Origin of the sequence: Nocardioides sp. GCM10023255 (assembly GCF_042653125.1) — a bacterium.
In the GTDB taxonomy this organism is placed as follows: domain Bacteria; phylum Actinomycetota; class Actinomycetes; order Propionibacteriales; family Nocardioidaceae; genus Nocardioides.
Window position 1 is genome coordinate 35,056 of sequence record NZ_JBHSHU010000007.1, and the last position, 13,156, is coordinate 48,211.

The following is a 13,156-nucleotide window of genomic DNA, read 5'->3' on the forward strand; positions in this document are numbered from 1 at the left end:
GGGCGGTCAGCCCCAGTGCCGGCGCATCAGGGTGGTGACCGCGAACGGATCGGTCCCCGCCTGGGCGGCCAGCACGCCGGCGCCCTCCGGCGAGCCGGTGAAGACCGCCTCGCCGCCGCCGACCCAGTGCTGCCAGGCCCGGGCGAAGGCGCGGGCCCGCCCCGCGTTGACGCCGAGCACGGTCGGCACCGCGTGCCAGGTCTCGGCGGTCGCCTCCGCCCGGCCGGACGCGGCCGCGAGCGCGGTCCTCGACGGCCACGGGCCCGGAGGCACCACCCACCGGGGCACGACGTAGCGGGGCGTGCCGAGCGGGCTCATCACCTCGTCGACGGCGACCGCGAAGGTCTCGGCCTCGGGCTCCCCCACCCCCTCGAGGACGCAGCGGTACTCACCGCCGGGCTCGACCCGGAGCCGCACCGCGTCCGAGCCCGCCGGGGACAGTCCGGCCGCGTGCAGGGCGTCGGCCACGGCGCACGCCACCTGGGCGACCGACGGCGGGACGCAGGCGGCGGCCAGAACCCGAGTCCCGCGCGCCCGGCGCTGCCCCCGGCGGACGAACCAGGCCACGACCAGCAGGACGACGCCGAGACCCAGGAGCGCGGCGTGGCCGGCGAGCAGGGCACCCGCCCCGGACAGCCCGCCGGCACCGAGGAGCAGCGCCGGCCAGGGGCTGCTACCGAGCAGCGCGGCGTCCCGGACCGCGAGCTCCGTCGGGCCGGCGACCACCGGAGCGGGCGTGCTGGCCGACCCGAGCCGGGAACGCTCCTCGGCGAGGACGCGGATCGCCGGCACGGCCGCGTCGACGTACGGCGTGCCGACCGCCCACGCCTCCGCGGTCAGGTGACGCCGCTGGCTGCGCACGACCATCTCGGCGTTGATCGCGTCGAAGTCCGCCGTGTCGGGCGGGGCGAAGGCCGAGAACCGCGAGTCGCAGTGGGCGACGCCGTCGGTGACCTCGCCGGTCTGGTCGAGGGCGAGGTAGCCCGCGTGCTTGCGGACCAGCCGGTCCCAGTCGTTGCCGCCCCGGGGGTGGTCGTCGGCCACGCACACGACCGTCCAGTTGACCGCCACCTTCTCCCGCCAGGCAGGGTCCACGCGCAGCGCGCGGCCCCGGGTCTGGGTCACCGCCGTGGTCGTGGTGACCGCGGTCAGGTCGACGAGCCCGGTCACCGCCGGGGCGTCCCAGCCCTCACCGAGCAGGCCGCGGGTGCCGACCAGGACCCGGGTGCCCCCGGCCGTGAAGAAGTCCGTCACCAGCCGCACCCAGGTCCGGCTCGACCACGGACCGACGAGCCGAGCCACACCCTCCGCCTCAGGCATCGGCTGGACCTCGAGCCGCGCGGCCAGGTCGGCCTCCGCCGCCCGGGGACGGGCGGCGACGAACTCCCGGAAGGCGGCCAGGGTCGTCGCCGAGGCCGCGACCGTCGAGCCGGTGACCAGCATCGGGTCGAGCCCGGCGGTCCCGGCGTCCGCGACCAGCCCGGCGACCACGGCGACCGCCGACCCGGACTGGGCGTCCATGACCCGGTCGAGGTCCGCCGGCAGCAGCGCCGAGGCCCGTTCGTGGTCGCAGAGCACGAGCATCCGCAACCGGTCCCCGAGCGTCGCCTGCTCGTGGGCGACGATCGCCGTGGCCGCCACCGTCTTGGACTCCGACCTCGCGAGCACGCGGTCGACCACCGAGCGTCCCCGCCTGATGCCGCGCCGGGTCAGCACGTAGCCGACCGAGGGCAGGGCTCGCCGCACTGCCTCCACGACCTCCTCGTCCGCCGGGTCGGAGGAGGCCCGCACGCACCGGGTCAGCCAGTCCTCGACGAGGAGCACCCAGTCGTCCGAGGTGGGGTCGACCCGGTGCTCCTCGGCGAGGCGGGCGCCGGGCGGGAGCGCCAACATGCCGGCATGGTGGGCGCGCAGGGCGGCCCGGGCGAGGTCGGGCTCGGTGCGCAGCACGCTCAGCCAGGGCACGTCGGGATCGGTGAACCTCGCGTCGAGCCACGACAGGAAGGGCGTCGAGCCGAACTCCGGGTCCGTGAGGTCGGTGAGCAGCTCGGCGAACCGGGCTGCGGACTCCGCCAGCCACGCGGACTCCGCCGCGGTCGGTGACGCGAGCCAGACGAGCTCGCTGAACGGTGCCAGGTCGCCCTCGCGGACCAGCGCCGGGATGGACGCGGCGTACGCACAGTCCCCGAAGAGCTCCTCCACCAGCGCCGCCTGGTCTGCCGGCAGCGCCGTCGGCGGGGTGGCGGTCAGGCCCAGCACCACGGCCTGCGGCAGGCGGTCGAGCAGCTCGGCCAGGAGCCGGCCCCACACCTCGAGGAGGTGGTGGCACTCGTCGAGCACCAGCAGCACCGGTCCGCAGGCCGACAGCTCCTCGACCAGCGCCCGGCCGCCCGGGTGCAGCCGGGCCAGGAGCGTGCCCTCGAGACCGTCGTCGTCGACCTCGGCGTCCGCGTCGAAGACGGCCAGGGACTGGTAGGTCAGGGCGGTCACCGGCTCGTCGAGAACCCGGTCGGTCCCGACCTCCAGCCCCAGCGCGGACCCCTGGGCCGCCCACTGCCCCTGGATCGCCGTGTTGGGCGCGAAGGCCACCACCCGGGACACGCTGCCGCCGGCCAGCATCGCGGCCGCGGTGCGCAGCCCGACGAGCGTCTTGCCCGCGCCGGGCGGCAGCGTCACCCAGGTCCGGGTCGTCCGCGCCGCCCACCTCCGCTCCAGCGCGGCGAGCGCCTCGGCCTGGTGGCGGCGCAGCTCGGGACCGGTCACAGCGAGCCATCATGCTGCAGCCGCGGCCCCGGGGCCGCCCCGACGCACCCCGGACCGGTGATCCCGGACGTCAGTCGCGGGTCGCGGCCGGCTCGGGACCGGGCATCGGGCGGACGTGGGCGGCGATCTCCGACCGCTGCGGGGGGCCACCGGCGATCCGCACCGCGGAGACGGCCTCCGCGCGGACGACGGCGTGGTCACCGTCCGAGACCAGCAGCACGCCGAACCCGTCGACGGCCGCGACGACCCCCGTCATCCACTGGCCGCCCACGAGCAGGTCCACCTCGAGCGCGTGGTCGCGCGCGTGGTTCAGCGCGGTCCCGATCGTGTAGAGCATCGAGCCACTCATCCGGCACCGTCCTCCCGCTCCGCCCGAGAGGTCCGGGCGACCCGCTCAGGGTAGGGGCGCCGGGCGCCTCCCGCCCCCGAAACCGCAGGAAGCGGGTGTCCGGCAACGCCGGCCGGGTGTGCGCTCTAGGCCGGGACGTGCCCGAAGTGGCCCCGCTGGAAGTCCTCGTAGGCCTTCAGGACCTCGGCCTTGGTGTTCATCACGAACGGCCCGGCCCAGGCCAGGGGCTCGCGGATCGGCCGGCCGCCGACGATGATCACGTCGAGCTTCGGCGAGCGGCTCTCCTGGCTGCGGTCCGCGGTCACGGTCAGGTAGTCGCCCGCGCCGAACACCGCGGACTGCCCGGTGTGGACGGGCGTCCCGTCACCGACCGTCCCGTGCCCGTTCAGCACGTAGACGAGCGCGTTGAAGTCGACGTCCCACGGCAGGTCGAGGCGCGCGCCCGGCTCGAGGGTGGCGTGCGCCAGCGCCATCGGGGTGTACGTCGAGCCCGGGCCGGCGTGGCCGTCCACGGACCCGGCGATCACGCGGACCAGCGAGCCCGCGTCGTACGACGTCAGCAGCGCGACCTCGCCCGAGCGCAGGTCCTGGTACTTCGGGGCGTTCATCTTGGCGTCCCGCGGGAGGTTCACCCAGAGCTGGATGCCGTGGAAGAGGCCACCCTTCTGCACCAGCCACTCCGGGGGCGCCTCGATGTGGAGCAGGCCGGAGCCGGCCGTCATCCACTGGGTGTCGCCGTTGGTGATGGTGCCGCCACCGCCGTGGCTGTCCTGGTGGTCGAAGACGCCGTCGATGATGTAGGTGACGGTCTCGAAGCCGCGGTGCGGGTGCCAGGGCGTGCCCTTGGGCTCGCCGGGGGCGTACTCGACCTCGCCCATCTGGTCCATCATCACGAACGGGTCGAGGTGGGCGAGGTCGATGCCGGCGAACGCGCGCCGCACCGGGAACCCCTCCCCCTCGTAGCCCTGCGGGGCGGTCGTGACCTGCCACACGGGACGCGGCTGGTCGCCCAGGCCGGGTGTCCGGATCCGGTCGAGCACGGTCAGGTCGGGAACGGTGATCGCGGGCATCGGCCCACCTCCTCGGAAGTCACCGGGTCCAACGATAGTTGAAGATTGGATATTCCGGCAGGGGTGCGCGACGGGGCCTGGCTCAGACCACGACCGGCAACCACACCCAGAAGGTCGACCCCTCGCCCTCGGCGGAGTCCAGCTCGACGCGCCCGCCGTGCTTCTCCACGACCGCGCGGGTGATCGACAGCCCCAGGCCGCTGCCCGGGATCGCCTGCTTCTGCGCCAGCGAGGACCGGAAGAACCGGCTGAAGATCCGGCCCTGCTCCTCGGCGGGGATGCCGAGCCCGGTGTCGACCACCTCGACCAGCGCGGTGTCACCCTCGGCCGTCAGTCCGATCCGCACGTGCCCGCCGTCGGGCGTGAACTTCACCGCGTTGCTGACCAGGTTGACGACGACCCGCTCGATCATGTCCCGGTCCCCCAGGAATGGCACCGGGTCGTCCGGCAGCTCGAGGTGGACCTTGAGGTCGCGCGCCTCCCACGCGGGCGCGACCACGTCGTGGCCGGCCCGGACCAGCGCGCGCAGGTCCAGCGCCCGGTCGGCGAGCACCAGCCCGTCGTCCTCCACCCGGGAGAGCGTGAGCAGGTCGTCGATGAGCAGCAGCAGCCGGGAGCTGTTCGCGCTCACCCGGCGGACCGCGTCGGACTGCGCCGGGGAGAGGTCGCCGAACGCTCCCTCCTCCAGCATCTCGAGGTAGCCGACGATGCTGGTGATCGGGGTGCGCAGCTCGTGGCTGACGCTGCCGACGAAGGTGTCCTTGACCCGGTCGACCTCCCGCAGCCGCTCCCCGGCGGTGCGCTCGGTCTCCAGCGCCTCGACGAGCTTGGCCTGGGCCTCGACCCGCTCGGTGACGTCCTCGGAGGTGCTGACGTAGCCGAGCGTGCGGCCGCGGTCGTCCTCGAGCCGGCTCAGGGTCAGCGAGTGGTTGCGCTCGACCCCGTCCTTGCGGGTGAAGACCATGTCGGTGCCGGCCATCCCCGGGTCCGTCAGCGCGAGGGCCACCGCCACGAAGTCGTGGGGCACCCCCAGCTCGCGCGCCTTCTCGGCGACCGCCCGGTCGCTGTGCAGCATCCGGGTCGACTCCCCCATCACCTCCTCGGGCGCGTAGCCCAAGAGGCGCTGCGCTCCGGGGTTGAAGAGGGTGATCCGGCCCGCCTGGTCGGTGCCGATGATGGCCATCCCGGTGGCGCCGTTGACGATGCGCTGCACCTTGTCGCGCTCGGCCGCGGCCTGGCGCGCGTCGGCGAGCTGCTCCCCCACGACCAGCATCATCGGCACCACGACGACCGCGCAGGCGATGCCGAACACCGCCAGCAGGATCGGCCGGGCGTCGATCGGCAGCCCGTAGGTCCGGGGCACGTCGGCGAACGGACCGAAGCCGTAGGTCGTCAGCTCGATGGCGATGCCGAAGACCGCCATCGTCTGGGCCAGCGCCTCGTAGGGGTTGCCCCGCAGGCCGCCCCAGGCGAGCAGCGGGATCACCAGGAAGACGAGGCTGGGGAACTCGTGCGGCAGGAAGACCAGCGGGGTGATGGTCACGATGAGCAACCACTGCAGCACGCGTTCGTACGTCGGTGCCGTCGACTCGTGGTGGCGCAGCCGGGCGAAGAACGGCAGCACGGTGATCAGGGAGCAGAGCTGGGCGGTGCCGATGGTCAGCGCCGTCAGGGCGGGGTGGCCGAAGCCGCTGAGCGCGGAGGTGACCATCGCCGTGGCCGCGACGACCAGCGCGCCGACGGCCGTCGCTGCGTAGAACCTGGTCAGGTCGGCGTTGTCCGTCAACGGCGGCCGGCCGGAGCGCCCCTCGGTCAGGAACCTCCACACGAGCCAGCTCGCGAGCGCGATCCCCGCGGCGAGCCCGAGCGCGACGCCCCACGAACGCCCGCCGGCCCAGATCGTGGCCAGGGCGACGGTCAGCACGAGCGCCGTCACGTGCGGCACCCGCTGGCGCGGCGTCAGCAGCAGCGCGGCCACGGCACCGCCCACGGGCCAGATGCCGATCCCGGTGCCACCGTCCGGCGCCGCGACGACCGCGCTGAGCCCGAACCCGACGACGGCCCCCATGAGGGCGGCGACCTGGAGCCGCCAGGACTTCGTCTCCACCGGCCCTCCCCGTCGTTCGCACGCATCGATCCACACATCGGCCACCACGGCGTCGCCGGAGCGGCGCCGGGTGGCTGCCCTCAGGGTCTCAGAGACCGCTACCTTGGCGTGGTGACTTCGGAGAAGCAGCAGTACGACGTGGTGGTCGTCGGCGGCGGGCACAACGGCCTCGTCTCGGCCGCCTACCTCGCCCGCGCGGGACTCTCCGTGCTCGTCCTCGAGCGGTTGGCGCACACCGGCGGCGCCGCGGTGTCGGCGACCGCGTTCCCCGGTCGGCCCGCGCGGCTCTCGCGCTACTCCTACCTGGTCTCGCTGATGCCCGAGCAGCTGGTCGACGACCTCGGCCTCGACATCCGGCTCGCGTCCCGCTCGACCGCGTCGTACACCCCGGTCGTCCGGGACGGCAAGCCCACCGGTCTCCTGGTCGAGCGGCCCGAGGGCGAGGCGACCCGACGGTCGTTCGCCGAGCTGACCGGCGGGGACGCGGAGTACGACGCCTGGCGCGAGTTCCACGCCGACGTGGCCGACCTCGCACACGTGGTGGCGCCGACGCTGCTCTCCCCCCTCCCGACCGAGAAGGCGATCCGCGCCGACGTCGACCCCGGCATCTGGCGCGACTTCGTCACCACGCCGCTGGGCGAGGTGATCGAGTCGCGCTTCGCAGACGACACGGTCCGGGGGGTGGTCGCGACCGACAGCGCGATCGGGACGTTCGCCTCCGTGCACGACCCGTCGCTGGTGCAGAACCGCTGCTTCCTCTACCACGTGATCGGCAACGGCACCGGCGAGTGGCGGGTGCCCGTCGGCGGGATGGGCGCGGTCACCGACGCCCTGGCCCGGGCGGCGACGGCCGCCGGCGCCGAGATCATCACCTCGGCCGGGGTCAGCGGCATCCGCGACGCCGGCGACGGCGCCGAGGTGACCTGGCACGACGGCGGCCGCGACCACACGGTCTCGGCGCGGTTCGTGCTCGCCAACGTTGCGCCCTGGGTGCTGCGGATCCTGCTCGGCGAGGGCGAGGACCCGGCCGGCAAGCCGCAGGGCACCCAGCTGAAGATCAACCTGCTGCTCGACCGGCTGCCGCGGCTCCGATCGGGCATCGACCCGGCCGTCGCCTTCGCCGGCACCCTGCACGTGGCCGAGGACTACACCCAGCTGCAGGCGGCGTACGACGACGCCGCCGCCGGGCGGCTCCCCGCCACCATGCCCGGGGAGGTCTACTGCCACTCCCTCACCGACCCCTCGATCCTGGGCGACTCCCCGGCCGGCACGCACACGATGACCTACTTCGGCATCCACACCCCCGCGGCGCTCTTCGAGCAGGACCGGGCCGCCACCAAGGCGCTGGCGGTCGAGCGGGCGCTGGCCGCGCTCAACGAGCACTTCGCCGAGCCGATCGAGTCCTGCGTGGCGCGCGACGCCGACGGGCGGCCCTGCATCGAGGCCAAGATCCCGCAGGACGTCGAGGCCGACCTGGCGATGCCGGGCGGGCACATCTTCCACGGCGACCTCGAGTGGCCGTGGGCCTCCAACCGGGCGCGGCTGGACACTCCGGCCCAGCGGTGGGGCGTCCAGACCGAGGCGCCGTCGGTGCTCCTGTGCGGCTCGGGCGCACGACGCGGCGGCTTCGTCTCCGGCATCGGCGGCCACAACGCCGCGCAGGCGGTCCTCGAGTCCCGGTGACCGCCCCCGATTTCTCCTCGCAGCCCGGCCGCTGCTAGAGTTCTTCTCGCTTCACCGCACGCGGCATTAGCTCAATTGGCAGAGCAGCTGACTCTTAATCAGCGGGTTCGGGGTTCGAGTCCCTGATGCCGTACCACCCGCGAAGGGCCGGTCCACACGGACCGGCCCTTCGTCGTTCCCGGGCGTCGTCGAGGTGCGGCGAGGCTCAGCGGTGGTCGACCAGGACCGTCGAGTACGCCGCCCCGCCGCCGGCCGCCTTGGTGGCGCCGCTGACCCCGCGCAGCACGATCGGGGTCGAGCGGTTGGTGGTGGTGCCGTCGCCGAGCTGCCCGCTCGCGTTGTGCCCCCAGACCCGCACCGTGCCGTCGCCGAGCACGGCCATCCCGGTGTCGCGACCGGCGCCGATCGAGGTGGCCCCGGAGACGTTCAGCACGAAGACCGGTCGCGAGCGGTTGGTGGTGGTGCCGTCGCCGAGCTCGGTCCGGTAGTTGCGGCCCCACGACTGGACCCGCCCGTCGGCGCGCAGCGCCAGGGAGTGGTGCGCACCGGCGCTCACGTCGACGGCCCCGGAGGCCACCTGGACCGGCGCGCGCCGGTTCGTCTGGGACCCGTCGCCCACCTGGCCGTAGGTGTTGGCACCCCAGGCCCACACCGTGCCGTCGGACCGCACGGCCAGGCCGTGGTCGCGGCCGCCGGCGATGGCGGTGACGTTGGTCAGCTGGCCGACCCGGACCGGCGTGAGGCGTCGGGTGGTCGTCCCGTCCCCGAGCTGACCCTCCGCGTTGCGGCCCCAGCCGACGACCGTGCCGTCGGCGCGCACGGCGTACGACATGTCGCGGCCGGCCGCGATGAGCACGGCGTCGCTCAGGCCCTGGACCCGGACGAACGACCGGCGGTTGGTGGTCGTCCCGTCCCCGAGCTGGCCGTCGCTGTTCAGCCCCGCGGTCCACACGGTCCCGTTGCCCAGCAGCACGACGGTGTGGTTGTGGCCGGTCTCGACCGCGACGGCGCCGCTGAGCGAGGTGACCCGGGTCGGAGTGAGCCTGTTCCCCGACGTCCCGAGCCCGAGCTGGCCCTGGACGTTGCTGCCCCACACCCAGACGCTGCCGTCGGACCGGAGGGCCGCGACGTGCTCGCGTCCCCCGTGCAGGTCGACGACGTCGCCGAGGGTGCTGACCGGCCCCGGCACCAGGCGCGGGGAGGTCGTCCCGATGCCGAGCTGGCCGTAGGAGTTGCCGCCCCAGGTCCACGGCACCCCGGGCGGCGCCAGCGCCTGCGGGGCCAGCGCCCGGGCGTCCGGCGTGACCGCGACCGCGCCGGTGAGCGCCAGGACGAGGCCGAGGACGATCCTGACCGCTCTGCAGTGTCCGTGCATGAGTCCTCCGTGGGCAGGGGCCTCAGCCTAGGAACGCCGCCGCTGCCGCGTCATGACCACCTTCGGGTACGACGCCGTCGGGTCCGGGCCGAACCCGACCTGCTCACCTCGGTCGTGCCTACGATGGCCGCCACCGCTGTCGAGGCGCCGTCGCCCGACACCACCGGAGGGGGGCCAGGGATGCACGAGACGGCCGAGCGCGGTCCCGCGATGGGACCGCACGTCATCTTCGGCTTCGACACCACCGGGCGCTGCACTCTCTCGACCGGCCCCGGGCTGGGCCCGCTCCGGGTGCGGCCGGGCGAGCTGGTCGGCCGCGACCTCTTCGAGGTGTACGCCGACGACGAGCGGTCGCTCGTCGCGCTCCGGCGGGTCCTGGCCGGCGAGACCTTCAGCATCGAGAGGGAGTTCCACGGCCGGATCCTGTCGGTCTACTACGAGCCGGTGCGCAGCCCCGACGGGGCGATCACCGGGGCGCTCGGCGTGAGCACCGACGTGACCGAGCAGCGGCGGGCCGAGGCCGAGCTGCGGGCCGCGCGGCATCGGGCCACGATGCTGGCCGACATCTCGGCCGCGATGAACCGTGAGGTCCTCGACCCGGACGCGCTCGTGCGCATGGTCGCCCGCTCGGTCGGCGAGTCCTTCGCGGACGCCGTCACGGTCTGGGTGCGCGTCCGCGGCAGGGACGAGCTGGAGGAGAGGGCCCGCTGGATCCGGGACGGCGTCGCGGAGCCGTGCGACGGCGAGCAGCCGGAGCGTCCCACCTCGGCCGAGGTGGAGGCCCTCGGCGTGCTCCAGGTGGTCCACACCGACCCGGGGCACGCGATGCTCCGGGTCCCGCTGCGCTCCCGCGGGCACCTGGTGGGCGCCATCGACATCACCCGCTCGGGGAGCTGGGGCGTGTTCGACGACGACCGCCTCGACCTCACCGCGGACATCGCGGACCGGTGCGCCCTGGCCCTCGACAATGCCCTCCTGCTGGAGGCGCAGCGCGAGGACCGCGAGCAGCTGGTGAAGTTCAAGGCCCTGGCCGACGCCTCCGACAACCTCATCGCCATCGCCGACGAGCAGGACCGCTTCGTCTACACCAACCCCAGGATCGACGAGTACGGCATCGAGATCGACCGGGACGACGTGTGGGCGACGCTGATGTCGTACGTCCCCGACGCGACCGGGGACGAGATCCGGCGCAGCCTGCAGGCGACGGAGCGCTGGTCGGGCGACCTGCGCATCCCGCTCGCGGACCACGTGATGGTCGCCCAGCTCGAGGTGTTCCACCTGCACCATCCCGAGACCGGTGCGGCGCTGGGCACGGCCTGGGCCGCGAAGGACGTCACCGAGCTGCGTACGACCGAGGCCGCGCTGCGCGCCGTGAACGCCGACCTCATGCGGTTCAAGGCCCTGGTCGAGGCCTCCCCCGACTTCATCGCCATCGCCGGGCTGGACGGGGCGGTGACGTACGTCAACCCGGGCGGGCGCGAGCTCATCGGGCTGGATCCCGAGGTCGACGTCACGAAGACCACCATCACCGACTACCTGACGCCCGAGGGGATCCGGGCCTCGCTCGAGATCGAGCAGCCCGCGGTGGTCGCCACCGGGCACTGGGAGGGCGAGTCCACCCTGCGCAACCACCGTGGCGCTCCCGTGCCGGTGGAGATCGTCAGCTTCCTGATGCACGACCCCGAGAGCGGCGAGCCGTTCGCGCTGGCCACCGTGCAGCGCGACATCAGCGAGCGCCTGGCCGCCGAGGCGGCGCGCCAGGAGCTGGCCGAGCAGCAGCAGGCGCTGCTGACCCGGCTCGTCGACGCCCAGGACGCCGAGCGGACCCGGATCGCCGCCGACGTCCACGACGACCCCGTCCAGGCCCTCGCCGCGGTCGACCTGCGCCTGGGGCTGCTGAACCGACGGCTGCGCGAGCGCGCCCCCGACCTGCTGGAGACGCTGGAGCCCCTGCAGGCCAGCGTCTCGGGAGCGACCGAACGGCTGCGCTCCCTCCTCTTCGACCTCGAGCCGCCCGACCTCCAGCGCGGTCTCTCGGGTGCCCTCGCCCGCGCCGCGGAGGAGATCTTCGAGCTCTCCGACGTGCAGTGGACCGTCGACGGCGAGCACGAGCCGGACGTGCCCAACGCGGTGCGGGCGATCGCCTACCGGATCGCGAAGGAGACCCTCAACAACACGCGCAAGCACGCGGGTGCGCGGCACGTCGCGGTCACGGTCCGGGGGCGCGACGGCGGGATCGAGGTGTCCGTCGCCGACGACGGGGTCGGGCTCGGCGCGACCCCCGCACCGCCCACCCCGGGCCACCGCGGGCTGCTCACCATGCAGGACCGGGCCACGATCGCCGGCGGCTGGTGCGCGCTCAGCAGCCCTCCCGGCGGGGGGACGGTCGTGACGACGTGGCTCCCGGGCAGTGACGCCGGCGGGCCCCCAGCGTCCACCTAGTGCGGATGTACTAGTCGAATCGGTACCTGCGCACCGAGCGCGGGTCCCGGCGGCCGGGAAGCATTCGAGGTGCGTCGACCGGCCTGCATCCCCCGTCGGGCCGGTCGGCGCCCTTCTCCTCCGTGTGTGGCGTGGTCGGCAGACCCGCCGAGCATGGGGTGCGACGCCGGGGGTACCTCTCCCGCATGCTGACCCCCAAGGCGCGCGGCGCACTCAGCGAGTCGTTGTTCGAGGCGATGCGGGTGCGACCGGCCGACCTCGCCCCGGTCGTCGCCGCCGACCCCGAGAGCATCGACGACGAGCAGATCGCGCTCTGGGCGCTCTACGAGCTCCACCACCGCGGCTTCGAGGACGTCGACGACGACCTCGAGTGGGACCCCGACCTGCTGGCACTGCGCCGCCGGCTCGAGCGGGCCTTCGAGGGCCGCCTGCGTGAGCGCTGGGCCGCGCCGGACACCATGCCCGGCGGCGACGGGTTCGCGGAGGCGCTGTTCGCGTATGTGGAGAGCCACGACGGCGCCTCCCTCGCGTCGTACGTCCAGCGCGAGGCGGACGCCGAGCAGGTCCTCGACCTGTTCCGGCTGCGCTCGGTCTACCACCTCAAGGAGGCCGACCCCACCGCCTGGGTCGTGCCGCGGCTCGAGGTCGCGACCAAGGCCGCGCTGGTCGAGCTGCAGTACGACGAGTACGGCACCGGCGACCCGAACCGGCTGCACGCCCACCTGTTCGCCCGCGGCCTCGAGGCGTGCGGCCTGAGTGCCGAGCCGGGCGCCTACGTGGACGACGTACCGCTGGAGGTGCTCGAGCAGAACAACGCCATGTCGCTCTTCGGGCTGCACCGGCGGCTGCGCGGCGCCGCACTGGGGCACCTCGCGGCGTTCGAGGCCACCAGCTCGCTGCCCTCGCGGAAGATGGCCCAGGGCATCGAGCGGCTGGGGCTGGCAGAGGAGATGGCGCACTACTACCGCGAGCACGTGGAGGCCGACGCGGTGCACGAGCAGCTGGCCGTGCGCACCATCTGCGGCGGTCTGGTCGCCGCCGAGCCCGCGTTGGCCGTGGACGTGTTCCTCGGAGCATTCACCTGCCTCGACCTCGAGGACCGGGTCGCTCGGGTCCTGCTCGCGCAGTGGGCGGCATGAGCGCCGAGCGGCCCCGGGACATGGAGCACCCGGACGTCGTGATCTGCCCCGGCGGGCCGCTGCTGCTGCGCGGCGACCACGTCGTGCAGGACGACCAGGGCCGCACCCATCGCACGACCAGGCCGGTCAGCGCGGTGTGCCGGTGCGGGAAGTCCGCTGCCCAGCCGTGGTGCGACGGGACCCACAAGGTGCTTCCTGCGAAGGCGCGACCCTAGGCGATCTCCCCCG

The 13,156-nt window shown here is 74.1% G+C and carries 9 protein-coding genes and 1 tRNA gene; 5 read left to right on the plus strand and 5 right to left on the minus strand.

Features of this window, described 5'->3' with window-relative positions:
• Nucleotides 1–6: 6 nt before the first annotated feature.
• The 4 genes from ACFO9I_RS12300 to ACFO9I_RS12315 all read right to left on the minus strand — a co-directional run bounded on the left by ACFO9I_RS12300 (nt 7) and on the right by ACFO9I_RS12315 (nt 6,289).
• Nucleotides 7–2,763, minus strand: coding sequence for a DEAD/DEAH box helicase (locus ACFO9I_RS12300; RefSeq protein ID WP_379181210.1), 2,757 nt, complete (start codon nt 2,761–2,763; stop codon nt 7–9).
• Between the two features lie 70 nt (nt 2,764–2,833).
• Nucleotides 2,834–3,112: a hypothetical protein gene (locus ACFO9I_RS12305; protein WP_379181212.1), complete on the minus strand. Its 279-nt coding sequence runs from the start codon at nt 3,110–3,112 to the stop codon at nt 2,834–2,836.
• 125 nt (nt 3,113–3,237) lie between these two features.
• The gene (locus ACFO9I_RS12310) at nt 3,238–4,182 is read right to left on the minus strand and encodes a pirin family protein (RefSeq protein WP_379181214.1); all 945 of its coding nucleotides are present in this window, start codon (nt 4,180–4,182) and stop codon (nt 3,238–3,240) included.
• An 82-nt stretch (nt 4,183–4,264) separates the two neighbouring features.
• Nucleotides 4,265–6,289, minus strand: a complete 2,025-nt coding sequence (locus ACFO9I_RS12315) for an ATP-binding protein (protein ID WP_379181216.1) — start codon at nt 6,287–6,289, stop codon at nt 4,265–4,267.
• Nucleotides 6,290–6,400: 111 nt separating this feature from the next.
• Here ACFO9I_RS12315 and ACFO9I_RS12320 point away from each other — a divergent pair, with 111 nt between their 5' ends.
• Both ACFO9I_RS12320 and ACFO9I_RS12325 read left to right on the plus strand, forming a co-directional pair.
• Nucleotides 6,401–7,972, plus strand: a complete 1,572-nt coding sequence (locus tag ACFO9I_RS12320) for a phytoene desaturase family protein (protein WP_379181218.1) — start codon at nt 6,401–6,403, stop codon at nt 7,970–7,972.
• A gap of 60 nt (nt 7,973–8,032) precedes the next feature.
• Nucleotides 8,033–8,108 (plus strand) — tRNA-Lys (locus tag ACFO9I_RS12325).
• A 69-nt stretch (nt 8,109–8,177) separates the two neighbouring features.
• On the opposite strand, the gene ACFO9I_RS12330 is transcribed toward ACFO9I_RS12325, so the two are convergent.
• Complete coding sequence (locus ACFO9I_RS12330) at nt 8,178–9,347, minus strand: RCC1 domain-containing protein (protein ID WP_379181220.1); 1,170 nt, start codon at nt 9,345–9,347, stop codon at nt 8,178–8,180.
• Nucleotides 9,348–9,527: 180 nt separating this feature from the next.
• Between ACFO9I_RS12330 and ACFO9I_RS12335 the strand changes: the two genes are divergently transcribed.
• From ACFO9I_RS12335 to ACFO9I_RS12345, 3 genes are all read left to right on the plus strand, one after another.
• Complete coding sequence (locus ACFO9I_RS12335; RefSeq protein ID WP_379181221.1) at nt 9,528–11,789, plus strand: PAS domain S-box protein; 2,262 nt, start codon at nt 9,528–9,530, stop codon at nt 11,787–11,789.
• Nucleotides 11,790–11,974: 185 nt separating this feature from the next.
• On the plus strand, nt 11,975–12,928 hold the full coding sequence (locus ACFO9I_RS12340; protein WP_379181223.1) for an iron-containing redox enzyme family protein: 954 nt from the start codon (nt 11,975–11,977) through the stop codon (nt 12,926–12,928).
• Complete coding sequence (locus ACFO9I_RS12345) at nt 12,925–13,143, plus strand: CDGSH iron-sulfur domain-containing protein (protein ID WP_379181225.1); 219 nt, start codon at nt 12,925–12,927, stop codon at nt 13,141–13,143. Before ACFO9I_RS12340 ends, ACFO9I_RS12345 begins: the two co-directional genes overlap by 4 nt.
• Nucleotides 13,144–13,156 lie beyond the last annotated feature (13 nt).

Bases quoted from the DNA above. Each gene is read 5' to 3' on its own strand.
- ACFO9I_RS12335 (WP_379181221.1), top strand. From the start codon at position 9,528: ATGCACGAGACGGCCGAGCGCGGTCCCGCGATGGGACCGCACGTCATC.
- ACFO9I_RS12340 (WP_379181223.1), top strand. From the start codon at position 11,975: ATGCTGACCCCCAAGGCGCGCGGCGCACTCAGCGAGTCGTTGTTCGAG.
- ACFO9I_RS12310 (WP_379181214.1), bottom strand. From the start codon at position 4,182: ATGCCCGCGATCACCGTTCCCGACCTGACCGTGCTCGACCGGATCCGG.
- ACFO9I_RS12345 (WP_379181225.1), top strand. From the start codon at position 12,925: ATGAGCGCCGAGCGGCCCCGGGACATGGAGCACCCGGACGTCGTGATC.
- ACFO9I_RS12330 (WP_379181220.1), bottom strand. From the start codon at position 9,347: ATGCACGGACACTGCAGAGCGGTCAGGATCGTCCTCGGCCTCGTCCTG.
- ACFO9I_RS12305 (WP_379181212.1), bottom strand. From the start codon at position 3,112: ATGAGTGGCTCGATGCTCTACACGATCGGGACCGCGCTGAACCACGCG.